Source organism: Chryseobacterium sp. KLBC 52 (assembly GCF_003347605.1).
Classification (GTDB): Bacteria; Bacteroidota; Bacteroidia; order Flavobacteriales; family Weeksellaceae; genus Chryseobacterium.
The window spans coordinates 98,699-119,095 of record NZ_QDFZ01000019.1 but is presented as its reverse complement, the minus strand read 5'-3'; the positions used below and the strand labels follow the sequence as shown (position 1 = coordinate 119,095).

The 20,397-nt window shown below is 36.9% G+C and carries 23 protein-coding genes; 15 read left to right on the top strand and 8 right to left on the bottom strand.

Features of this window, described 5'->3' with window-relative positions:
- Window positions 1–48 precede the first annotated feature (48 nt).
- From DDF69_RS18755 to DDF69_RS18750, 3 genes are all read right to left on the bottom strand, one after another.
- Window positions 49–918: an IS3 family transposase gene (locus DDF69_RS18755; protein ID WP_228411904.1), complete on the bottom strand. Its 870-nt coding sequence runs from the start codon at window positions 916–918 to the stop codon at window positions 49–51.
- Complete coding sequence (locus DDF69_RS22325; RefSeq protein WP_228412045.1) at window positions 915–1,349, bottom strand: hypothetical protein; 435 nt, start codon at window positions 1,347–1,349, stop codon at window positions 915–917. The genes DDF69_RS18755 and DDF69_RS22325 overlap by 4 nt, the downstream gene beginning before the upstream one ends.
- A 93-nt stretch (window positions 1,350–1,442) precedes the next feature.
- The gene (locus DDF69_RS18750) at window positions 1,443–1,691 is read right to left on the bottom strand and encodes a bacteriocin-like protein (protein ID WP_062676028.1); all 249 of its coding nucleotides are present in this window, start codon (window positions 1,689–1,691) and stop codon (window positions 1,443–1,445) included.
- Between the two features lie 153 nt (window positions 1,692–1,844).
- Between DDF69_RS18750 and DDF69_RS18745 the strand changes: the two genes are divergently transcribed.
- On the top strand, window positions 1,845–2,222 hold the full coding sequence (locus DDF69_RS18745; protein ID WP_114822116.1) for a DoxX family protein: 378 nt from the start codon (window positions 1,845–1,847) through the stop codon (window positions 2,220–2,222).
- Between the two features lie 99 nt (window positions 2,223–2,321).
- Here DDF69_RS18745 and DDF69_RS18740 read toward each other — a convergent pair whose 3' ends face one another.
- Window positions 2,322–3,680 (bottom strand): acyl-CoA dehydrogenase family protein, encoded by a 1,359-nt coding sequence (locus DDF69_RS18740; protein WP_114822115.1) that lies wholly within the window; start codon window positions 3,678–3,680, stop codon window positions 2,322–2,324.
- Window positions 3,681–3,888: 208 nt separating this feature from the next.
- Between DDF69_RS18740 and DDF69_RS18735 the strand changes: the two genes are divergently transcribed.
- From DDF69_RS18735 to DDF69_RS18685, 11 genes are all read left to right on the top strand, one after another.
- Entirely contained in the window at window positions 3,889–4,800 is a 912-nt protein-coding gene (locus tag DDF69_RS18735; protein ID WP_114822114.1) for a DUF4349 domain-containing protein, read from the top strand.
- A 157-nt stretch (window positions 4,801–4,957) separates the two neighbouring features.
- Window positions 4,958–5,833 (top strand): TraB/GumN family protein, encoded by an 876-nt coding sequence (locus tag DDF69_RS18730; RefSeq protein WP_162800966.1) that lies wholly within the window; start codon window positions 4,958–4,960, stop codon window positions 5,831–5,833.
- Between the two features lie 24 nt (window positions 5,834–5,857).
- The gene (locus DDF69_RS18725) at window positions 5,858–6,367 is read left to right on the top strand and encodes an RNA polymerase sigma factor (RefSeq protein ID WP_114822112.1); all 510 of its coding nucleotides are present in this window, start codon (window positions 5,858–5,860) and stop codon (window positions 6,365–6,367) included.
- Entirely contained in the window at window positions 6,357–6,962 is a 606-nt protein-coding gene (locus tag DDF69_RS18720; RefSeq protein WP_114822111.1) for a hypothetical protein, read from the top strand. The genes DDF69_RS18725 and DDF69_RS18720 overlap by 11 nt, the downstream gene beginning before the upstream one ends.
- Window positions 6,963–7,167: 205 nt before the next feature.
- Window positions 7,168–8,808 (top strand): glucose-6-phosphate isomerase, encoded by a 1,641-nt coding sequence (gene pgi / locus DDF69_RS18715; RefSeq protein ID WP_114822110.1) that lies wholly within the window; start codon window positions 7,168–7,170, stop codon window positions 8,806–8,808.
- 47 nt (window positions 8,809–8,855) lie between these two features.
- Window positions 8,856–9,740 carry a bifunctional 5,10-methylenetetrahydrofolate dehydrogenase/5,10-methenyltetrahydrofolate cyclohydrolase gene (locus tag DDF69_RS18710; protein WP_034692667.1) on the top strand — a complete coding sequence of 295 codons (885 nt, stop codon included), beginning with the start codon at window positions 8,856–8,858 and terminating at the stop codon, window positions 9,738–9,740.
- A gap of 6 nt (window positions 9,741–9,746) precedes the next feature.
- Window positions 9,747–10,376 carry a 7-carboxy-7-deazaguanine synthase QueE gene (locus DDF69_RS18705; protein ID WP_114822109.1) on the top strand — a complete coding sequence of 210 codons (630 nt, stop codon included), beginning with the start codon at window positions 9,747–9,749 and terminating at the stop codon, window positions 10,374–10,376.
- A 43-nt stretch (window positions 10,377–10,419) separates the two neighbouring features.
- On the top strand, window positions 10,420–11,790 hold the full coding sequence (locus DDF69_RS18700; RefSeq protein ID WP_114822108.1) for an exopolysaccharide biosynthesis polyprenyl glycosylphosphotransferase: 1,371 nt from the start codon (window positions 10,420–10,422) through the stop codon (window positions 11,788–11,790).
- Window positions 11,791–11,893: 103 nt separating this feature from the next.
- The gene (locus DDF69_RS18695; protein ID WP_062676038.1) at window positions 11,894–12,646 is read left to right on the top strand and encodes an MlaE family ABC transporter permease; all 753 of its coding nucleotides are present in this window, start codon (window positions 11,894–11,896) and stop codon (window positions 12,644–12,646) included.
- Window positions 12,646–13,461 carry an ABC transporter ATP-binding protein gene (locus DDF69_RS18690; protein ID WP_034692677.1) on the top strand — a complete coding sequence of 272 codons (816 nt, stop codon included), beginning with the start codon at window positions 12,646–12,648 and terminating at the stop codon, window positions 13,459–13,461. Before DDF69_RS18695 ends, DDF69_RS18690 begins: the two co-directional genes overlap by 1 nt.
- A complete protein-coding gene (locus tag DDF69_RS18685) occupies window positions 13,445–14,056 on the top strand; it encodes an outer membrane beta-barrel protein (protein ID WP_114822107.1) in 612 nt (203 codons plus the stop codon). The genes DDF69_RS18690 and DDF69_RS18685 overlap by 17 nt, the downstream gene beginning before the upstream one ends.
- A gap of 36 nt (window positions 14,057–14,092) precedes the next feature.
- On the opposite strand, the gene DDF69_RS18680 is transcribed toward DDF69_RS18685, so the two are convergent.
- Together DDF69_RS18680 and DDF69_RS18675 are read right to left on the bottom strand one after the other, a co-directional pair.
- On the bottom strand, window positions 14,093–14,404 hold the full coding sequence (locus DDF69_RS18680) for a hypothetical protein (protein WP_114822106.1): 312 nt from the start codon (window positions 14,402–14,404) through the stop codon (window positions 14,093–14,095).
- A gap of 86 nt (window positions 14,405–14,490) precedes the next feature.
- Complete coding sequence (locus DDF69_RS18675) at window positions 14,491–15,297, bottom strand: M48 family metallopeptidase (protein WP_114822105.1); 807 nt, start codon at window positions 15,295–15,297, stop codon at window positions 14,491–14,493.
- Window positions 15,298–15,402: 105 nt separating this feature from the next.
- Between DDF69_RS18675 and DDF69_RS18670 the strand changes: the two genes are divergently transcribed.
- Window positions 15,403–15,951: a DUF4251 domain-containing protein gene (locus tag DDF69_RS18670; protein WP_114822104.1), complete on the top strand. Its 549-nt coding sequence runs from the start codon at window positions 15,403–15,405 to the stop codon at window positions 15,949–15,951.
- On the opposite strand, the gene meaB is transcribed toward DDF69_RS18670, so the two are convergent.
- Window positions 15,948–16,940, bottom strand: coding sequence for a methylmalonyl Co-A mutase-associated GTPase MeaB (gene meaB / locus DDF69_RS18665; RefSeq protein ID WP_114822103.1), 993 nt, complete (start codon window positions 16,938–16,940; stop codon window positions 15,948–15,950). The genes DDF69_RS18670 and meaB overlap by 4 nt on opposite strands.
- A gap of 198 nt (window positions 16,941–17,138) precedes the next feature.
- On the opposite strand from meaB, the gene DDF69_RS18660 reads away from it, so the two are divergent.
- Both DDF69_RS18660 and DDF69_RS18655 read left to right on the top strand, forming a co-directional pair.
- Window positions 17,139–17,432 (top strand): c-type cytochrome, encoded by a 294-nt coding sequence (locus DDF69_RS18660; protein ID WP_114822102.1) that lies wholly within the window; start codon window positions 17,139–17,141, stop codon window positions 17,430–17,432.
- A 22-nt stretch (window positions 17,433–17,454) separates the two neighbouring features.
- Entirely contained in the window at window positions 17,455–17,742 is a 288-nt protein-coding gene (locus tag DDF69_RS18655) for a c-type cytochrome (RefSeq protein WP_114822101.1), read from the top strand.
- Window positions 17,743–17,799: 57 nt separating this feature from the next.
- Here DDF69_RS18655 and DDF69_RS18650 read toward each other — a convergent pair whose 3' ends face one another.
- A complete protein-coding gene (locus DDF69_RS18650) occupies window positions 17,800–20,379 on the bottom strand; it encodes a T9SS-dependent M36 family metallopeptidase (protein ID WP_114822100.1) in 2,580 nt (859 codons plus the stop codon).
- Between the last annotated feature and the right edge of the window lie 18 nt (window positions 20,380–20,397).

The following is a 20,397-nucleotide window of genomic DNA, read 5'->3' as shown; positions in this document are numbered from 1 at the left end:
TGACTAGTCCTGAAAATCTGATACAGATTATAGTACAAAAATAAATAATTAAACCAGAGTAATTTTACTATTGCTTTGGTTTTTGTTTTTATAGGTTTTCATTTTAATTTGTGACTGTTTATGCATTTGGTTTGGAGTTAGATAATGATTTGAAAAATGTGGGCGTAAATTATTGTAGATTTCGATAGATTCATTTACTATCTTTTTCCTTAAATTGTTGTTTATATCATGTTTATCAATATCAAACTCATGCTTTAAAATACCATTTATTCTCTCTGCTACTGCATTTTGATAAGGATCAGAGTTTTGTGTCATACTACATTTTAATTGATGTTTCTGTAAAAGTCTTTGATACTCATTCGAGCAGTATTGTAAACCACGATCGGAATGATGGATTAAAGATTCTCTCATACCTTTATACTTCTTTAGAGCTCTTTTTAAAGCTATAATACTACTCTGTGTATTTAAATTGTCTGCAACAAAGTGTCCCATTATTTTCTTAGAATACGCATCAGTTATTAAACTTAAATAGCTTGGATTTTTTCGGTTCCCTATATAAGTAATATCTGCAACCCATACCTGGTTGGGCTTTGTTATCTGATAGTCAAGGAGCAGGTTCTTATGCTTTCTAAAACGATGATGAGAGTTGGTTGTAATGTGATAGCTTTTGCGAGGTTCAATCAATAAATGATTAGCTTTTAAGATGGCAAAGAATTTATCTCTCCCTACCTTAATGGAGCTTAAGGATCTCTGTAAAATAAAATATAATTTCCTGCCTCCTAACCGGGGCATCTTAACACGAAGATTCTCTACCAGCTTTACTACCTCTGAAGCTTTATCTTTACAAACTTTCGTACGCTTGATACTTCTATAATAGATTTGTCTATTTAACCCTAACAATCCACAAGTAAAAATCAAAGTTTCTTTTTCTTTACTGCGGAAGTAATCGATTGTTCGGGTGGTGAGTTTTTTCGAATATCAATGTGATATTCTTTCTCAGCCAGATCAATCATCATATCAAAAAATATGGACTTCTTATCTGCAATATAAGCCTGCTTTTCTAAAAAAGCCTTTTGCTTTTCAAGAAGCCTTACCTGGGCTTCTAATTCCATAATACGTTGTTCAGGTGTTTTTTCCATGGCATAAGGTCTTTGGTTTTCCCAATCAAAGTTACCATATTTTCTCAGCCAATTTAAAATAGTACCATGAGATTGAATACCATATTTCTTACGACAACTAGTAATAGTGGATGCTCCACATTCAACTTCTTTCACGATTTGAAGTTTTAAACTTAAACTGTAATCCTTCTGTGTGCGTTTAATGTACGTGGATGTTAATGTTTCTTCCATAACGATTCTTTTTTGTGTATCGCTATTTCAGGACGAGACATAAACTTTAAATAAAAAAGACTGCCTTTTTCGAGACAGTCTTTTTTATTTTATTTATGGAAGAGCACACAAAGGGCTCATTCCATTTGGACAAGTTTCCGTACAAAGAATATAAGATTGGCTGTCAGGACAATATCCATAAGAAGGTCCACTAGGATCTCCACCCGGGCCACCTAAACAAGGATCACCTGGTGGAATTTTACACGGACATCCTATAGGTCCTATATCACATTTTCCAACACCTCCGCCTCCTTGGATTTCTCTCAAATCAGTACGGTTTAATTTTTTAAGATTTTTCAACATAATAGTATTAGTTTAGTTTGAATATCAAATATAAACAATGAAATTATCCAAAACACAACGTTAACCTATCATTAACATTAATTACATATTTTTTATAAAAATACAATCAACGAATCCTATTTTTATTTTACATTTGATATAAAATCATCAATCATGAAAATAGTAAAATTCATTTTATGCTTACTTTTCGGGCTTATGTTTATTAATGCCGGATTAAACAAGTTTTTTAATTATATGCCGATGGAGAAACCTACGCCTGAACAGATGAAACTTTTCGCTGCTTTTGGAGAAATCAGCTGGCTGATGCCTTTAGTGGGCATTGTAGAAGTCATTGGCGGATTATTATTTATTTTCCCAAAAACAAGAGCATTAGGTGCTATTGTTATTTTACCTGTCATGGTAGGAATTGTCACGCATGTTTTCACAATGGATAAATCTCCTATGGGAATGGGTATTGCCGGAGTAATGTTTCTGATCAATCTTTGGATGATTATTGACAACAAGGAAAAATATAGACATTTAGTTTCATAAGATTGCAGATAATAGGTTGCAGATGCGGCATCAGTAAGCTTCAGTTGAAGTCTATTGTTTCTTTTCACTGCCTGTAACCTATTATCTGCTATCCGCGACCTATACAAAAGCACTGAAACCTGTAATCGATCGTCCTACGATGAGCGAGTTGATTTCTTTTGTTCCTTCGTAAGAATAAATGGCTTCTGCATCGGCCACAAATCTGGCTACATCATACTCCAGCAGAATTCCGTTTCCTCCCATTACTTCTCTTGCTCTGGAAACAATATCTCTTGTTCTGAGAGTACAGAAAACTTTGGCTAAAGAAGCGTGTTCATCTTTTAAAATTCCTTCATCCTGCATTTCAGACAGTCTGAAAACCATTGTCTGCATAGCGGTAAGATTGGACAACATTTCCACCAGATGTCCCTGAATCATTTGGAATGAGGCAATTGGTCTCCCAAACTGTTCTCTCTTTCGGGTATAATCCAAGGCACTTTCGTAAGCTCCGCGTGCACAGCCTGTAGCCATCCATGCTACTCCTGCTCTGGTCATTCTCAGTACTTTTCCTGTATCTTTAAAGGAATTAGCATTCTGCAGACGGCTTTCTTCAGTTACGAGACAGTCTTTTAAGGTAATCAAACCGTTCTGAACAATCCTTAACGCCATCTTTCCTTTAATTTTTTCTACAGAATAGCCTGGATTATCTTTTTCTACAATAAATCCTTTTACCTCTCCGCTATCAAGATCTCTTGCCCAGATAATTATCAGATCAGCGAAAGTAGCATTTCCGATCCATTTTTTCTGACCATTAAGAATCCAGCCTTCAGGTGTTTTTTTACAGGTTACCGTAAGTCCGCCTGCTGCTCCGGATCCAACTTCCGGCTCCGTAAGTCCAAAGGCACCGATTTTTTCAAATTTCTGCATCTGAGGAAGCCATTTTTGCTTCTGTTCTTCCGATCCGCAAATATAAATAGAACCCATTGCCAATCCGGATTGTACACCGAAGAATGTGGCAATAGAAGCATCCACTCTTGCCATTTCCATGGCAATCACACCTTCCATCAGGAAAGGCATTCCCGGACAGCCATAGCCTTCATAAGTAACACCACAAATATCCAGTTTTTGGAATTTGGGAATAAGCTCAAAAGGAAATTCATCTCTGAGCCAGTAGTGATTGACCAGAGGTTTAACTTCTTTTTCCATGAATGCTCTGACTTTCAGCTGAATTTCACGCTGTTCGGGTGTAAGAGTATGGTAGATATCATAAAAATCTCCGTCAATGGGAGGAAGTTCTTTCTTTTTCTTTTCGGGATCGAGCATTTTCATAAGCCCTGAAAGCTGTTTATCATCCAGTTTGGAGAAATTTTGCATCAGTTTTGGCAAGTCTACTTTTTGAGACATGGTGCTCAACTGATCGAAATCTATGGATCTAAATAATTCTATTGCGTTTCTGATTTTGGAAAAAGTATTTGACATAGTGATAGATTGTAGTTTTGGTTTGTAAAAGATAAGCAAAAACTGCTCCGAAAGCAATGGCTGAAGCTCAAGTTTATTTTACAAAATACTATAATTCAATTCATTAAAACCGAAAATTTTATTTACAAGGTTTTTACTTTTGATTTTCAAGTGTTACAAAAGATCCTGACTGAACTTTGACTCAAGCAAAACAACAAAAATCAACGCTATGAAAACCACTTACATTACATTATCTCTGTCAGCCGTTCTTTTATTAGGAATTTATTCATGTAAAAAAGGAGAAGTAGCTTCCACAGACCTTGAAGCATACGCTACAACGGACTCTGCCTCTGCTATTACTTCCGACAGTATTTCATCTGTTGCAGAAATGAAAGTAAAAGACAAGCAGTTTATCAAGACTGCGGATGTGAATATGGAAGTAAAAGATGTATATAATGCAACGATTGCTATTGAAAAATCTGTACAGGAGCTTGGTGGTTTTGTTACCAATAGTAATCTTCAAAGTAACGTTGTTTCTGAAAACACCTACAACACATCCAATGAAGAAGCGATGCTGGTTAAAAAATACCAGACAGAGAACAGAATGCAGGTACGTATTCCAACGGAAAAACTGGGAGAATTATTGACAGCGATCAATACCAATAAATTATTTCTTAATTCAAGATCCATCAATGCTGAGGATGTTACGGCCAACATCAAGTATTCTGAACTAGAAGGGAAAAGAAATCAAAAAACTTCTGAGAACATCAGCAAGCTGAAAACAAATAAAGATAAAGTAACGCTGGATGACGAGAATATGTCTGAAGCAAATCTTCAAAAGCTCTCCAGCATGAACATGACGGATGATCTGAAATACAGCACGATTGACATTTATATCAAAGAGCCTCAGTTGCGCATTGCAGAAATTGCTGTTACCAACACCACAAGTATTGATAACAAGTATAAATACAATTTCATCTATGATGCAAAAGATGGCTTTGTGTATGGATTTTACCTGATTCAGAGAATTATCGTTGCTCTTATCAATGTATGGCCTCTTGTATTAATTGCTGCTGCAATCCTCTATTTTTTAAGAAGAAGAAAAATTTCAAAACCTGAGTATTCAAAAAGCCAGGAATAAAAAAAACACCCTAACCAATTGGTTATCATCATAATTTTAGATTTTACAGCCTCCTGTTTTCAGGAGGTTTTTATTTTTTTTGAAAAAAAACTGTAACGATTGTAATGCCTGCTTTACCTACTGTTTAAAAGAACAAAAAATCAAAAAAATTAATACAATGAAAAATTTAATAAAACTTGGATTCGCAGCATTATTATCACTGAACTCCATAACAGCCAACGCACAAAGTAAAAGCAACAGCAAGGACAACAGCCTGCTTTGGGAAGTATCCGGTAACGGACTTTCGAAGCCTTCTTATATTACCGGAACTTTTCATATCTTATGCAGTAAAGATTTTGAGCTCAAACCTAAAGTTTTGAAAGCTCTTGAGAAATCTGAAAGCTTTGTTATGGAAATCAATTATACAGATCCTGCTGAAATGATGTCATTACAGAAAATGTTTAAAGCAGATAAAAAAATATCGGATCAGCTTTCTCCTGAAGAAGCTAAAGAACTGAATACTGTTCTTGCCAATTATGGAACAGATCTGAAAAGTATAGATTCTTCAAGCCCTCAGGCATTATATGCACTACTTTCCACCAAAGCAATCCCATGCCCTCAGACCGAAGTAAAACTTTACGAAATGGAACTTCTTCAGAAAGCAATGAAAGATAAAAAAAACATCAAAGGACTTGAAAAAGTAGAAGATCAAATGAAATCAATCAATGAAGCATATGATCTGAAAAGCACGATCTCTCAGCTTAAAATGGACAAGGAATATCAAATATTGTTCAGACAGATGATTGAAGCTTTTAAAAATGAAAATGTACAATCTCTTTACAGTCTTTTTAAGGATGAAAGATTCATGAATGCCCAGCAGGAAAAGGCTATGCTTACCAACAGAAATCGAAACTGGGTAAAAGTAATGCCGGACATGATGAAAAAAGAAAGTTCTTTCTTTGCTGTTGGTGGCTCTCATCTTATGGGTGAAAACGGAATTATCCCTCTTCTACAGGCAAAAGGTTATACGGTAAAACCTGTATCAAGCTTATAACAATAACCAAACCATGAAACGATTGTGAGCAATCCAACTGAAACCGCTTTTTTAAAGCTCGTCAACCAGCACAAGGGCATTTTATACAAAGCCTCACGGATCTATGCAGATTCTGTAGAAGACCGCGAAGACCTTCAGCAGGAAATTCTTATCCAGCTTTGGAAGTCCTACCAGAATTTCAAAGGGAACAGTGAGTTTTCCACGTGGATGTATCGGGTTGCCATCAATACTGCGATTACTTACTTAAAAAAGGAAAAGCAAAGATCCAATAACCATACGGATGCTCCCTCGCATTTTGAAGTGCAGCAGGAGGATTATAATCCCACAAAGGACAGGCAGCTGGAAATTTTCTACAGTGCCGTTCAGGAACTGAATCCTCTGGAAAAGGCCGTCATATTTTATTTTATGGAAGGGATGTCACATAAAGAAATCGGAAACAATTTAGGTCTCAGTGAAGGCAATGCCCGCGTAAAACTCAACAGAACAAAAGAAAAAATACAGCAAATCATAAAAAAATCAGGTTATGAATTTTGATCAATTAAAAGAACAGTGGAATAAGGAAGACAGCGACGTCCATATTCCTGACACGATAGAACAATTAAGGGAAAGCAAGCATCCTATAGAAAAAATCCAGAAAAACATGAAGAAAGAATTTCCTATGCAGATTCTGGCCATCATTCTGATCGCTTTTTTCCCTCTTCAATTTAAATTTCCTTCTTCACAATACATTATTTATTATGTTTCCTATACCATGATGGTCGTTATCTCATCATACTATCTGCTAGGGTTTTATAAATTCTACAAACAGACGGAACTTTATACCGGAAACACCAAAAATAGTCTTTGGAAAATATACCATGAACTTCGGCTGAATATGGAAAGATACCAGTCTTTCGGATTTCTGTTACTGCCTCATTTCCTTGTAACGATAGGTATGGTCATTTATAATACGATGAAAGAACATGGAAAATCTTTAACCGAACTTACCACTGCTCATCAACAAGGTTTAATCATCGCCGTGCTTATCGGAACTTTAGGACTGATAACGAGCATCATTCTATGGACAAAATACGTCTATGGAAGAAGTGCCAGACAACTGGAAAACATCCTGAACGAAATGGAAGAATAACAGTAAAATTCCTTTCACAAAATATTTTTTATAAAACCTCAGGCCTGTTCTGAGGTTTTGTTTTTTAAAAAATCGTTATTTATCATCTTCAAATTTATCTGAGGTTTTATTTTTCCGTAAATTTGCAAATCAGAAATAAATCATTATGGATTATGAGCGATTCTCATCCAATACATGATCTTCTGAGCAATAAAAATTCTGTAATATGCTATCAAAAATAAATCCAACACAAACTAGCAGCTGGAAAGCACTTGATGAACACTTCGGTGGAAATGACTTTGATCTTAGAACTCTTTTCCAGTATAACCCGAATCGTTTCAATGAATTTTCTCTACAAAAGGATAACTATCTTTTTGATTATTCTAAAAACCTGATTGATTCAAGAACCAAGGATCTTTTATTGCAATTGGCTGAGGAAAGCCAGTTAAAAGATGCTATTTCCAGAATGTTCTCCGGGGATAAAATCAATGAAACTGAAGGAAGAGCTGTTCTTCATACCGCCTTAAGAGATTTCTCCGACCGTGAAATTATCGTAGATGGAGAAAATATCAAACCACAGATCAAGAGAGTTCTTGAACATATGAAATCTTTTTCTGAAAAGATTATTTCAGGAGAACATAAAGGTTTCAGCGGAAAAGAGATCACAGATGTAGTCAACATCGGAATCGGAGGATCAGACTTAGGTCCTGTAATGGTTTGTTCAGCTTTAAAGCATTTTAAAACAAGATTAAACGCTCACTTTGTTTCCAATGTGGACGGAAATCATATTGCAGAAGTAGTAAAAGATTTAAATCCTGAAACCACTTTATTCATTATTGCTTCCAAGACATTTACGACTCAGGAAACAATGACGAATGCCAATTCAGCTAAAGACTGGTTCCTGAAAGCGGGAAAACAGGAAGATGTAGCGAAGCATTTTGTAGCTTTATCTACTAATATTGAAGAAGTTAAGAAGTTCGGAATCGCAGAAGAAAATATTTTTGAATTCTGGGACTGGGTAGGCGGAAGATATTCTCTTTGGAGTGCTATCGGATTAAGTATTGTACTTTCTGTAGGATATGAAAACTTTGAGCAGCTTTTAAGAGGTGCTTTTGATACAGACCAACACTTCCAGACAGCAGAATTCTCTGAAAATGTTCCCGTATTAATGGGACTTTTGGGAATCTGGTACCGTAATTTCTATGCAGCAACCACTTATGCGATCTTACCTTATTCTCAATATCTGGACAGATTTGCAGCGTATCTTCAGCAGGGAGATATGGAAAGTAACGGAAAGTGCGTAGACAGAAACGGTGAATTCGTAGAATATGAAACGGGACCGATCATCTGGGGAGAACCTGGAACAAACGGCCAGCACGCATTTTATCAGTTAATCCACCAGGGAACAGAATTGATTCCGGCAGATTTTATTGCCTATGCAAAAAGCCCAAACCATGTTTCTGATCATCAGGATAAATTATTAGCTAACTTTTTCGCTCAGACTGAAGCGCTTGCTTTCGGAAAACTGGAAGAAGAAGTTGAAGAAGAGCTTAGAAATGCAGGAAAATCTGATGAAGAAATAGACAGACTGATCAATTTCAAAGTCTTCCATGGAAACACCCCAACTAACTCTATATTATTTAAGGAATTAACTCCTTTTTCACTAGGACAGTTGATTGCTCTTTACGAACACAAAATTTTCGTCCAGGGAGTAATCTGGAATATTTTCAGTTTTGACCAGTTTGGAGTGGAATTAGGAAAAGTATTAGCCAACAAAATCCTTCCTGAGCTTGAAAATAATGAAGCAATAAGCTCTCATGACAGCTCTACCAACGGATTGATCAATTACTATAAAGAAAATAAATAGTAAGTAAAAAGAAAGTAAAAGTAAATCTATAAAGTAAAAAAGTAAAAATGGCAGAAATTCTTGACGGACTTAAAGTATCCAAGGAAATTAAAGCAGAGATCAAGGTTGAAGTAGAAAAGATTCTCGCAAGCAAAAGAAGAGCTCCGCATTTGGTGGCTATTCTTGTAGGAAATAATGGAGCTAGCAAGGCCTATGTAAACTCTAAAGTGAAAGACTGTGAGGAAGTAGGATTTCAATCCAGCTTAATTAAATTTCCAAGCACTGTTTCTGAATCTGAACTATTGGAAAAAATTGACGAGCTTAATAAGTCTAAAGCAGTAGACGGATTTATCGTTCAGCTTCCTTTGCCAGATCAGATTGATCAGGAAAAAATCATCAATGCTATTGACCCTAGAAAAGACGTGGATGGTTTCCACCCTGAAAACTTCGGAAAAATGGCTCTTGAAATGGATACTTTCTTACCGGCAACGCCTTTTGGAATTTTAACATTATTGGAAAGATATAATATTGAAACGAAAGGAAAAGACTGTGTAATTATCGGAAGAAGTAAAATTGTAGGAAGACCAATGAGTATTTTGATGGGAAGAAAAGATTTCCCTGGAAACTCTACTGTTACCCTTACACACTCATACACAAAAGACATCGAAGAATACACAAGAAAAGCAGACATCGTTATTACCGCTTTGGGAGATCCCCATTTCTTAAAAGGAGATATGATCAAGGAAGGAGCAGTAATCGTGGACGTGGGTATTACAAGAGTAGATAATGACTCTCCAAAAGGATATTACCTTGCAGGTGATGTAGATTTTGACAGCTGTGCAGCAAAAGCAAGCTGGATCACTCCGGTACCTGGAGGAGTAGGCCCAATGACAAGAGCGATGTTGATGAAAAACACCATCATTGCTTATAAAACTTCGGTCTATAACGACTAATTTAAAATGAATAAAGAAGAAGATATTTTATTAAAAGAAGGTAAAATGCTCCCTGTGATGGAGCATTTTTACACTTTACAGGGAGAAGGAGCACACACCGGAAAAGCCGCATACTTTATCAGGCTGGGAGGTTGTGATGTAGGCTGTCACTGGTGTGATGTAAAAGAAAGCTGGGACCCGGAACTTCATCCGCTGATGAATGCTGAGGAAATTGCAGAAACTGCAGCCAAACACTGTAAAACAATAGTGCTGACTGGCGGTGAACCTTTAATGTGGAATTTAGATATCCTGACATCCAAACTAAAAGAATTAGGGTGTACAGTACATATTGAAACTTCCGGAGCTTATCCTATGAGCGGCCAACTGGACTGGATAACCCTTTCACCAAAGAAAACAGGGCTTCCTAAAGAAGAGATTTATCAAAAGGCCAATGAGCTTAAAGTGATTATCTTCAACCAGCATGATTTTACGTTTGCTCAGGAACAGGCAGCAAAAGTTTCTGAAAATTGTAAGCTTTATCTTCAGAGTGAATGGAGCAAAAGAAACGACATGTATCCTAAGATCACGGATTTTATTCTGGAAAACCCTGAGTGGCAGGCATCTGTTCAGACTCACAAATATCTGAATATCCCGTAAAAAAGTGTAAATTAGCCGTGCTTATCCGCTATAATACCGATAGATGCAGAGAATTCGATACTCTAGATACCTGAAATCAATCATTATGTTGCTTGACCTCATGGTTATTGCATCTATCTTCATATTCTTTTTTATAAGCAGAAACGAAAGTTTAAAATACAATAAAGAAACCTGGTATCAGAATAGCTTTTCTCTGGTTCTGTTGTTTTTGTTCTGGGTACTGTTAAGTGGTAGGACAAAAATATACAATATTCCGAGGAACCTTACCTATACCCTGTTTCTTGAACGCCTTCTGATCCATTTCCTGTTTTTTATACTGGGAGTACTGCTTATAGGAAAGGTAAGTAAGAATGTATTTTTCAATTCGGATATTTACTGGCTTTCTCTTTACCTTTTTATTTCTATCTTTCTGGCGAAATCATTGGTATATTTTGCGATTAAGTATTTGCGGTCCCTGGGAGCGAATTACAGAAATGTAATGTTTTTAGGGGACATCAATTCTACAGAAATTCTTAAGAATATCTTTACAGAACGTAAAGACTATGGATACAGGATATTTGAATATGAAAATACCGAGGTAAAGATCACTGAACTGGTATCTTTCTGGAAAAAAAACGGAATTCACACCTTGTTTTTATCGATGGAAAACTCTTATGATGAGGCCATGAAAAATGAAATTTTCAGCCTGGCCGAAGATCATAAGATTCATATTTCACTGATTCCAAGCATTACCCAAAGTGATTTTTTCCTTTATGACCTTGGATATATACAAACCCAGCCGGTACTTAATCAGGCCAGGTATCCATTAGATTATTATTCTAATTTCCTTATGAAAAGGACATTTGATATTTTCTTTTCTGTCTTTATATTGGTCTTCATCTGTTCATGGGTATTTCCAATCATTGCCATTTTAATCAAAACTACCTCTAAAGGTCCTGTTTTTTTCCTTCAGAAGAGATATGGTTTTCATGAAGAGGTTTTTAGTTGTATTAAATTCAGAACAATGGTGGTGAATGATGAATCCACAACCAAAACCACATCTATAAATGACTCCAGAATTACCAAAGTAGGTAAATTTTTAAGAAAAACAAGCCTTGATGAGCTTCCGCAGTTTATTAATGTACTGAGAGGGGAAATGTCTGTAGTGGGTCCGCGCCCTCATATGCTGTCTGTTGACAATTATTACAAACCAAAGATCGGAAGATACAGCCTGAGAAGTATGGTTAGTCCGGGAATTACCGGATTGGCACAGGTGAATGGCCTTCGTGGCGACTTCGGAGATGTGGAAGTAGAAATGAAAAAAAGAGTTCTGGCAGATGCTTTCTATGTAAGAAACTGGAGTTTCGTACTTGATCTGGTTATTATTTTAAAAACCGTTTTATTGGTGATTGGAGGAGATAAAAATGCAAAATAAAGAACGGAATAACATAAATATTGAAATAATTTTAACACAAAACCAGGCTTTGGTCTTATTCTTGACCCTAGCCCAATTAAATAAAAAAGTCTAATTTAGCAGTATGTTAAAAAAGTTTTTCACAGCGATAGGGGAATACATTATCCTCTTGGGAAAATCCCTGCAGAAACCTCAGAAAATGAGAGTGTTCTGGAAGCTGTTCATGAGAGAAATTAATGATTTGGGAGTAAATTCTTTCGGGCTTGTAGTCTTCACATCAATCTTTGTGGGGGCTGTAGTTGCTATTCAGATGTTCAACAACTTTGACGCCTCTTCCTTTCCTATTCCTCCATCATTCGTAGGATACGCTACAAAAGCAGTATTGGTATTGGAATTTGCCCCTACCATCATCAGCCTTATTCTGGCGGGTAAAGTAGGATCATATATTGCTTCCAGTATCGGAACGATGAGGGTGTCAGAACAAATTGATGCATTGGACATTATGGGAGTAAATTCACCCAACTTCCTCATATTTCCGAAAATTATCGCTTGTATGATTTTTAATCCTCTGCTTATCGCCATCAGTATTGTATTTGGTATTCTCGGAGGATATATTGCCGGAATTTTAACAGGAAACTGGACAGAAAACGACTATATTGTTGGTATTCAAATGTATATGCCGAATTTATTCATTTACTATGCATTTACCAAAACAACTGTTTTCGCTTTCATTATTGCTACAGTTCCTTCTTATTTCGGATATAATGTAAAAGGAGGATCATTGGAGGTTGGTAGAGCCAGTACACAGGCCGTGGTATGGACAATGGTGTTCATTATTATCTCCGAATTAATTTTAACCCAATTAATATTAAGCTGATGATTGAGGTAAAAGATCTTAAGAAAAGTTTTGATGATGTTGAAGTGCTTAAGGGAATTTCAACTTCATTTGATAAAGGAAAAGTAAACTTAATCATTGGGCAGAGTGGTTCCGGAAAAACCGTTTTTCTAAAAAGTTTATTGAATGTTTATATGCCTTCATCAGGAGAAATTCTGTTTGACGGGAAAGATATCAATACCATGACCAGAGATGAAAAACAGCATCTCCGTTCAGAAATCGGAACTGTTTTCCAGGGAAGTGCCTTATTTGACTCTCTTACTGTGGAAGAAAATATCATGTTCCCTCTTGACATGTTTACCAATCTTACCTACAGAGAAAAAAAGAAAAGGGTTTTTGAAGTAATCGGAAGAGTACATCTTGATAAAGCAGAAAAAAAATATCCTTCCGAAATTTCAGGAGGTATGCAGAAAAGGGTGGCTATTGCAAGAGCCATTGTCAACAATCCAAAGTATCTGTTCTGTGATGAGCCCAATTCCGGACTGGATCCCTATACTTCTAAGATTATTGATGATCTTCTCTACGAAATCACAAAAGAATATAATACGACCACCATCATCAATACCCATGATATGAACTCTGTAATGACGATTGGCGAGAAAATTGTATATCTGAGACTGGGAATTAAAGAATGGGAAGGTAACAAAGACATTCTGATTACAGCAGGCAATAAAAATCTGATTGACTTCGTTTATTCTTCAGAACTGTTTAAAGAGCTGAGAGAATATTTACTTGAGAATAATAAAACGATTGAAACGACAAATACAAAAATAGACGATAATGAAAAAGGCACTTAGTATAGCGTTATTAGGATTTTCAATGTGGGCTTCTGCACAGATTTCACTGGCAGGTAAAGCTAACTTAATTTTTCCGACAGGCTCACCTTCATGGTCCAATATTAAAGGAACAGTGAATGATGCCATTGCAGGAACAGGTAAAAATAATGTAGGTTTCAATGTTGGGCTTTCACTAAAAGTGGGTCTTCCTACTTCTTTGTTTGTGATGCCGGAAATCTATTATACTCACTTCAAAAATGAGTTTACTACAGAGAACACTACTTTTGATGTAAAAAGCAACCGTATTGATGTTCCGGTTCTTTTAGGATATAATCTTTTAGGGAATATGCTGGGCGTTTTTGTAGGTCCTGTAGGAAGTTTTAACTTAAATAAAGACAATACTTACAACGATTTCAAAGAAAATGCGAAAAATGATTTTACAGTAGGATACCAGTTTGGGGCACAGCTTGAAATTAAAAAGCTTATTGTAAATGCAAGATATGAAGGCGCTTTCAGCAAAGACGAAAGAAATTTTATCAACAGGGTTTCCGGCTCGGAAATCAGATATGATAACAGACCTAATCTGTTTATGGTAGGTTTAGGATATAAATTCTAATGAATTATCGAAAATAACAACTTGAAACCCTCAAATTTAAATTTGAGGGTTTTTATTTTGTGCTTCAAGCTCAGCCTGGCGTTTTGCGATTTCTGCTGCCTGTTTTTCAAGATCTTCTTTGTCTTTTTGTAACTGCTTGAATTCTTTTTTCTTCTGTTCTTCCTTTATAGCACTTCCTTTGCTTACATAGCCCACCATTCCTCCAATGATAAGTCCTATTCCAACGCCTGCCATGATTCCCATAATGTGAGAGATTTTTATTTGTTCTACGGCAAAATCGGTTGTTAAATAGAAAAGTAATGCAGATACAGCTAAAAGGATAAGTCCGGTAATTGATAAACTCTTCATAATATTGTGTTTAGGTGATTATATAAAAAAGCCTTACCAAATTTACTAAAAATTTAATAAGGCTATATTCAAGATTAAAATTCTAATTATAATTTTCCTCCCGCAGCCTTATAATATTCTAAAGCTTTCGGGAGATCTTTGTTGATATCTGAAATTCTTGTTTCCGGATTCGGGTGGGTAGATAAGAACTCAGGTTGTCTTGCTCCAGTAGATGCCGCTTCCATTCTGTTCCAGAAAGGAATTGCCGCTCTCGGGTCATATCCTGCCATAGACATCAGGTAAAGTCCCATTTCATCTGCCTCAGATTCCTGACCTCTTCCATATTTCAATAAAGCAACCTGTGAACCGATAGGGTAAACCTTCTGGAAAACACTTGCCCATTGCGAATTTGAGATTGTTCCTCCCAGGATTGCCCCTCCATACTGAGCTACCATTGCCTGAGAAATTCTTTCATTTCCGTGGCCTGCCAATGCGTGGGAAACTTCATGTCCCATTACAACGGCCAGTCCGTTATCGTCTTTGGTTACCGGCAATATTCCGGTATAGACTGCCACTTTTCCGCCAGGCATACACCATGCGTTCAGCTCATTGCTCTGCAAAAGATTAAATTCCCAGCTGTAGCTTGCAAGATCTGCAGATCTTCCAATACTCTGATAATATCTTTCTGCTGCATTTTTAATTCTGTTTCCTACATTTACCACTCTCTTTGCATCTGCCGTACCGGTAATCACTTTACCTTTAGACAATGTCGTTCTATATTCCTGTGAAGACATTGTTAAAATTTCCGAATTGTTGGCCAGCTGTAAAGAAGACCTCCCCGTAATCGGGTTTGTAGTACAGGCAGCAGCCGACAGAGCAATAGCTCCCATTCCTAATAGATGTGTAACTTTCATAGTTTGAGTGTTAATAATTCAACCTTAACAATTTTTATTCCAAAATATTTCTTAAAGAATATATTTGCATACATTTTGCTATCTAAATTTAATAATTATCCCGTTATGAAAAAGTATATTTCTTTACTGATGATTTTTGGATTCCTGTTCTTCTTTCAGAGTTGCGCATCTCAGGGGTCATCAGATCCTAAAACAGTGAATACTTTGGTAGATTCTCAGGAGTTTACTTTTTATGCCCAAAGAGCTAATCCTACCAATTATGATGTTATTAATGTCATGAATTCTATGCCTAACGCTACTGCCACAAGAATACTTAACCTGAATGGGGATTATACCATTGATGTAAGTAAAAATACACTGGATGTAGTGCTGCCTTATTTTGGAAGACTTTTCAATCCAACATATGGAAATACTAGTGATAACAGCTACAGATTTACTTCAAAAGATTTTACCGTAAATAAAACTCAGAATAAAAAAGGAACCTGGACTTTAAAATTCAAACCTAAAGATGTAAGAAATGTAGACGAAGTGAATATTGAGATTTTTAAAAACGGAAAAGCTTTCGTTTCTATGAGAAGCAATGACAGACAGCCAATTACCTATGACGGATATATTTCTAAAACTGAGGTGAAACAGGAAAAAGAAAAACCTTAGTCCCTGTTTCCATTAGATAAAAATTTTTCAACAAATAATTTTGCTTCAGTACTTGGATTGGAAACCATGGCTGAAGCATTTTTTTTGTGCATATGATAAGCTTCTTCCACAACATTACTCTTTTTCATGAGGGATAAAATATATTCCTGAACCCAATATTCAAATCGTTTTTCGGCCTGCTGAACGCGGATTTCGTCAAAGCGGCCACTTTTCTTTTTCAGATCAATAAATTCGGATATTGAATCATAGACTTCCTGTAATCCTTGATTATGAAGTGCAGAACCTAGTAAAACAGGAATCTTCCATCCTTTTTCTTTAGGTGGAATAAAGTCCAAAGCTCTTTTTAATTCAAGCCTGGTATTTTTTGCTTTCTGAAGGTTATCCTGATCTACTTTATTGATAAAAATAACGTCAACCATTTCCATGATCCCTCTTTTGATACCCTGAAGTTCATCTCCTCCTCCAATGATTTTAAGAAACAAAAAAACATCGGTAATGTCAGCCACAAGAACCTCTGACTGCCCTACTCCTACAGTTTCAATTAAAATATAGTCATAGCCTGCAGCTTCGCAGATCATCATGGTCTCAAAAGTAGTATTGGCTACTCCTCCCAGAAAACCTGAGCTGGGGGAAGGCCGTATGAATGCGTTTTCTTCTTTGGCAAGTTCCTCCATTCTGGTTTTATCCCCCAAAATACTTCCTTTATTGATAGCTGAACTTGGATCAATAGCCAAAACAGCAACCTTTTTTCCCTGAGCAATAACCAGCCGGCCAAAGTTTTCTATAAAAGTGGATTTTCCTGCTCCGGGAACTCCCGTTACTCCTACCCTCACAGAGTTTCCGGTAAGAGGCATAATCTTCTTCAAAAGTTCTTCTGCCTGTACTCTGTGCTCTGCTTTCTTACTTTCAACCAATGTAATAGCTTTTGCAATCAGGCGTTTGTTTCCTGACTGTATTCCCTCTATTAGCTCTTCTGTAGAAAATTTCATTAATTCAAAATTAATAATTAAAATGGGAATGGTCAATAGACAATTTATAAAGGTGAAACAAAAAGCACAATTGATTTCATTTTTGAATACTCAATTTTGCATGAACTTAATTTTATTTCTTCTAAATTAAAACTAGAAAGCCTTGTATCAACGGCTTAAGGAATTTATTACATTTGTTATATTTCAAAAAGAAGAAACATGAAAAAACTCATCGCTGCGGCTTCGTTTACTGCTATTTTGCTGGTATCCTGTACGCCGAAAGCTGCTACATCTACTGCTACTGCAGGAACATCTACTTCTACTGCAGAACAGATTGCTCAGGGGAAAACCATTTTTGAAAACTCTTGCGGAAGATGTCATAAATTACCTGATCCTGCTTCACACAATCCTGTACAATGGGTGGGAATCATGAATTCTATGGCTCCAAAAGCAAAACTGACGGATGAACAGCACCAATGGGTTTATGATTATATTGTTTCTGTGAAGAAGTAATCATCAAACAAAAATATAGGATATGAAAAAATTCATTTTAACAGGTATTGCAGCATCGGCATTTCTGGTATCCTGCGGACCGAAAAGTGTGGCTGTTACCGGGCCAAAGTACACCTCATCTGAGCAGTTGGCGCAGGGAAAAACCATTTTTGAAAATTCCTGTGCAAAATGTCATAAGCTGCCGGAACCGACGAAGCATGACGACAAAGGATGGATCAACACTTTAAGCAGAATGGCTCCAAGGGCCAAACTTACTGATGACCAGCATCAAATGGTATATGATTATCTGATTTCCGTAAATAAGAAATAAAAGAAGGCCTCATTTCTGAGGCCTTCTTTTTTGAGTCAAAAATATTACTTAACCCTTTTATCTTAGAATCAGTTTTTCAACCTGCACTTTATCTCCCTGCTGAATATGAACCATATACACTCCTTTCTGAAGTCCTTTTGTAGAAACAGCCTTCTTCGATCCTGATTCTCTGGAATCTGTCAATACTAATTTACCAGACATGTCAAACATTATAATTTTAACCTCTTTTGGAGATTTATCGATATTTCCTACGAAAAATTCATCATAAGCAGGATTAGGGAAAACAATAAACCTGGACTCTGTTTTTCTATTTTCCTGAGTCGCCAAAGCTGTACTGCACTCCGCAGGTACCGTAAAGTCTTCTACCTGATCCGTAGCAACCGTTTTGGAACCGGCAGATGCGTTCACACCAAGTCCTCTTCTTGCAAACACATTCCAGATCAAGCATTTATCAATTCCTCCATTTCCTATTACATCAGCTTGCAGAATGGCATCCCTTCCATCAATAAAAGTAGGGCTGCAAGGCTGCAGTTTCAGTCCGTCAATGACAAGCTGAAAAACTTTTGCATTTCCTGAAGTACTGCTTGCCAGTACATCATTATTATATCCATATTTTTCGATGTACTTCCAGGCCAGATCCCAAAGCATTGTTGCCCATATGAAACCTATCTGATGAACTTCTGTATTGGTATTTGTTTTTCCGTAAGTATAATTATTGATGCTGAAGTCAGGGGAGTATTTAGCCAGTCTGTTACCATTCCCAGTTGTAGGTTCACTTTTCGTATACGTTGAATGTCCTCTGGGAACATCTGCAGTATCTCCGGGTCTGGCTGTCACCATAAGTCCAAAGAAGTCTGACCAGCCTTCTCCCATCTGTTCTGTACTGTTGGTAGATGATAGACAACTGTATCCCTGCGCGGTAAGCCTGTTGGATATTCCGTGTCCGTACTCATGAGCCATAGTACCATTATCAAAACATGCATTCTTGAAACCACTATAATCAAAATTTAGGGTTGTATTGATTGTATTTCCGCTATTCAATTGTCCAGTCAGAAATAAGCCTTCCGATTGCCCCATACTCATGACAGGAATGGTCACCTGTGCTCCATACGTACCTGCCCCCAATGAGGATGGTATATCGGAAGAAGGTTTATACATAATTACCCCTATAGCTCCTGCATTCTGTGCGTTGAGCGCTTTAAGACTAAATTCACAATTAGCAGTGGTTATGACTGCAATTTTATTAGTCAGGCTTCCAGCTGCAGGTGCGGTACATGCATCGGCTGGCACGGGAACTGCCAGGTCCGCTGTTACAGGAGCTCCATACAACGGTCCAAAAGACGCTCCTGCTGTCATTACTTTTGGTCTGCTAGCAACAGAAGCAGGAGAATTGTACTGATACCTTACTACCGGGTCATCTGCTGTTTGCTGCCTGTCATATAGATACATCTGCATTCTACCCTCCTTCACCTGTGGCTGCCCGTTGACAATTTTTTCATATCCAGGGCTAAAATTGGCATTATTAAGACCGCTTCCGTCAAAAGCTTCTGCATTAACAGCATCTCCTCCCATACCGCCATTTCCAAAATTATTGGTCTGAAGATTTCTGGCAGTTTCTGTAAATCCGAATTTATAAAACAGATCATGCATTTTATTATTCATATAAAATAAACTCGTGATTGCGGCATCTTTATACGAGAAGGGATTATCATATCTTCCGTCGGCAAAAGGAAAATCAAAAATACGTGAGCTTCCGCCATCCGGAGAATATCCCGGTGTATTGGTATTATCCTGATCAGAATAAGCATAAACATTATTTCCCCGTGTTATGGTATAGCTATTGGTTCCATCAGAATGCCAGCCTTCTGGAGATGCAGTAAGATCCCAGGGATTACTGATTATGGAGCGGGATCCAAATGTAGGTGCTTCTACCGGTAACGGAAATACGTTATAGGATGCATTGGCCGGGGTCAGCTTCCCCGGTATATTTATTTTTGTTTTTCTTTCGTCGGGTTTTGCATATGCCAGGCTGGACATTTCCGGTTCTTTAGAATCATTGTTGTCGTATCCGGTATCCTCATAACTACAGCTGATGGTCATATTATCTTTGGTAAGTATTTCACCTGTATCTGCATCAGCTATTACATGCCATATATCAGAAGAATTCCTGTCAGAAACAAATAATTCTTTTGCAAGTCTATATACTTTATTATGCTCAAAGTAAACATCATCAGAATAATTGATTTCAGCAATATCTTTTAGCCCAAGCTTATTTTTGATAAGATCATCTGACAATTTTGCAGTACTATTTTTATGGTCATCCACAACAATATCTCTTTTAAAATCATTTTTCTCAGAAATAATTTTATTGTCTCTGATAACAACTTTTCCCAGGGCATTATAGACTCTAAGACCATTATAGGTTTGTTGCACATCCACAATTCTGGCTGCAAGACTTCTGGAAAGGTCTTCGTTGAGAATAATAATTCCTGATGCATCATTTTTACTCTTTTGTGCTATCTGCCCGTTCTTGTGATAGTAGTCGTGAATAAGTTCCGCAGAATTTTGAGCACAAACATTTTCGAAAGCAAAAAATGCTGCTATCGAAAACGGCACTAGAAAAAATTTTTTATTCATATTGTTTTTTTAGGTAGA

Coding starts and splice junctions, on each gene's coding strand:
- DDF69_RS18700 (WP_114822108.1), top strand. CDS start 10,420: ATGCAGAGAATTCGATACTCTAGATACCTGAAATCAATCATTATGTTG.
- DDF69_RS18670 (WP_114822104.1), top strand. CDS start 15,403: ATGAAAAAGTATATTTCTTTACTGATGATTTTTGGATTCCTGTTCTTC.
- DDF69_RS18685 (WP_114822107.1), top strand. CDS start 13,445: ATGAAAAAGGCACTTAGTATAGCGTTATTAGGATTTTCAATGTGGGCT.
- DDF69_RS18650 (WP_114822100.1), bottom strand. CDS start 20,379: ATGAATAAAAAATTTTTTCTAGTGCCGTTTTCGATAGCAGCATTTTTT.
- DDF69_RS18740 (WP_114822115.1), bottom strand. CDS start 3,680: ATGTCAAATACTTTTTCCAAAATCAGAAACGCAATAGAATTATTTAGA.
- DDF69_RS18680 (WP_114822106.1), bottom strand. CDS start 14,404: ATGAAGAGTTTATCAATTACCGGACTTATCCTTTTAGCTGTATCTGCA.
- pgi (WP_114822110.1), top strand. CDS start 7,168: ATGCTATCAAAAATAAATCCAACACAAACTAGCAGCTGGAAAGCACTT.
- DDF69_RS18720 (WP_114822111.1), top strand. CDS start 6,357: ATGAATTTTGATCAATTAAAAGAACAGTGGAATAAGGAAGACAGCGAC.
- DDF69_RS18710 (WP_034692667.1), top strand. CDS start 8,856: ATGGCAGAAATTCTTGACGGACTTAAAGTATCCAAGGAAATTAAAGCA.
- DDF69_RS18750 (WP_062676028.1), bottom strand. CDS start 1,691: ATGTTGAAAAATCTTAAAAAATTAAACCGTACTGATTTGAGAGAAATC.
- DDF69_RS18660 (WP_114822102.1), top strand. CDS start 17,139: ATGAAAAAACTCATCGCTGCGGCTTCGTTTACTGCTATTTTGCTGGTA.
- DDF69_RS18695 (WP_062676038.1), top strand. CDS start 11,894: ATGTTAAAAAAGTTTTTCACAGCGATAGGGGAATACATTATCCTCTTG.
- DDF69_RS18705 (WP_114822109.1), top strand. CDS start 9,747: ATGAATAAAGAAGAAGATATTTTATTAAAAGAAGGTAAAATGCTCCCT.
- meaB (WP_114822103.1), bottom strand. CDS start 16,940: ATGAAATTTTCTACAGAAGAGCTAATAGAGGGAATACAGTCAGGAAAC.
- DDF69_RS18655 (WP_114822101.1), top strand. CDS start 17,455: ATGAAAAAATTCATTTTAACAGGTATTGCAGCATCGGCATTTCTGGTA.
- DDF69_RS18690 (WP_034692677.1), top strand. CDS start 12,646: ATGATTGAGGTAAAAGATCTTAAGAAAAGTTTTGATGATGTTGAAGTG.
- DDF69_RS18730 (WP_162800966.1), top strand. CDS start 4,958: ATGAAAAATTTAATAAAACTTGGATTCGCAGCATTATTATCACTGAAC.
- DDF69_RS18675 (WP_114822105.1), bottom strand. CDS start 15,297: ATGAAAGTTACACATCTATTAGGAATGGGAGCTATTGCTCTGTCGGCT.
- DDF69_RS18745 (WP_114822116.1), top strand. CDS start 1,845: ATGAAAATAGTAAAATTCATTTTATGCTTACTTTTCGGGCTTATGTTT.
- DDF69_RS18735 (WP_114822114.1), top strand. CDS start 3,889: ATGAAAACCACTTACATTACATTATCTCTGTCAGCCGTTCTTTTATTA.
- DDF69_RS22325 (WP_228412045.1), bottom strand. CDS start 1,349: ATGGAAGAAACATTAACATCCACGTACATTAAACGCACACAGAAGGAT.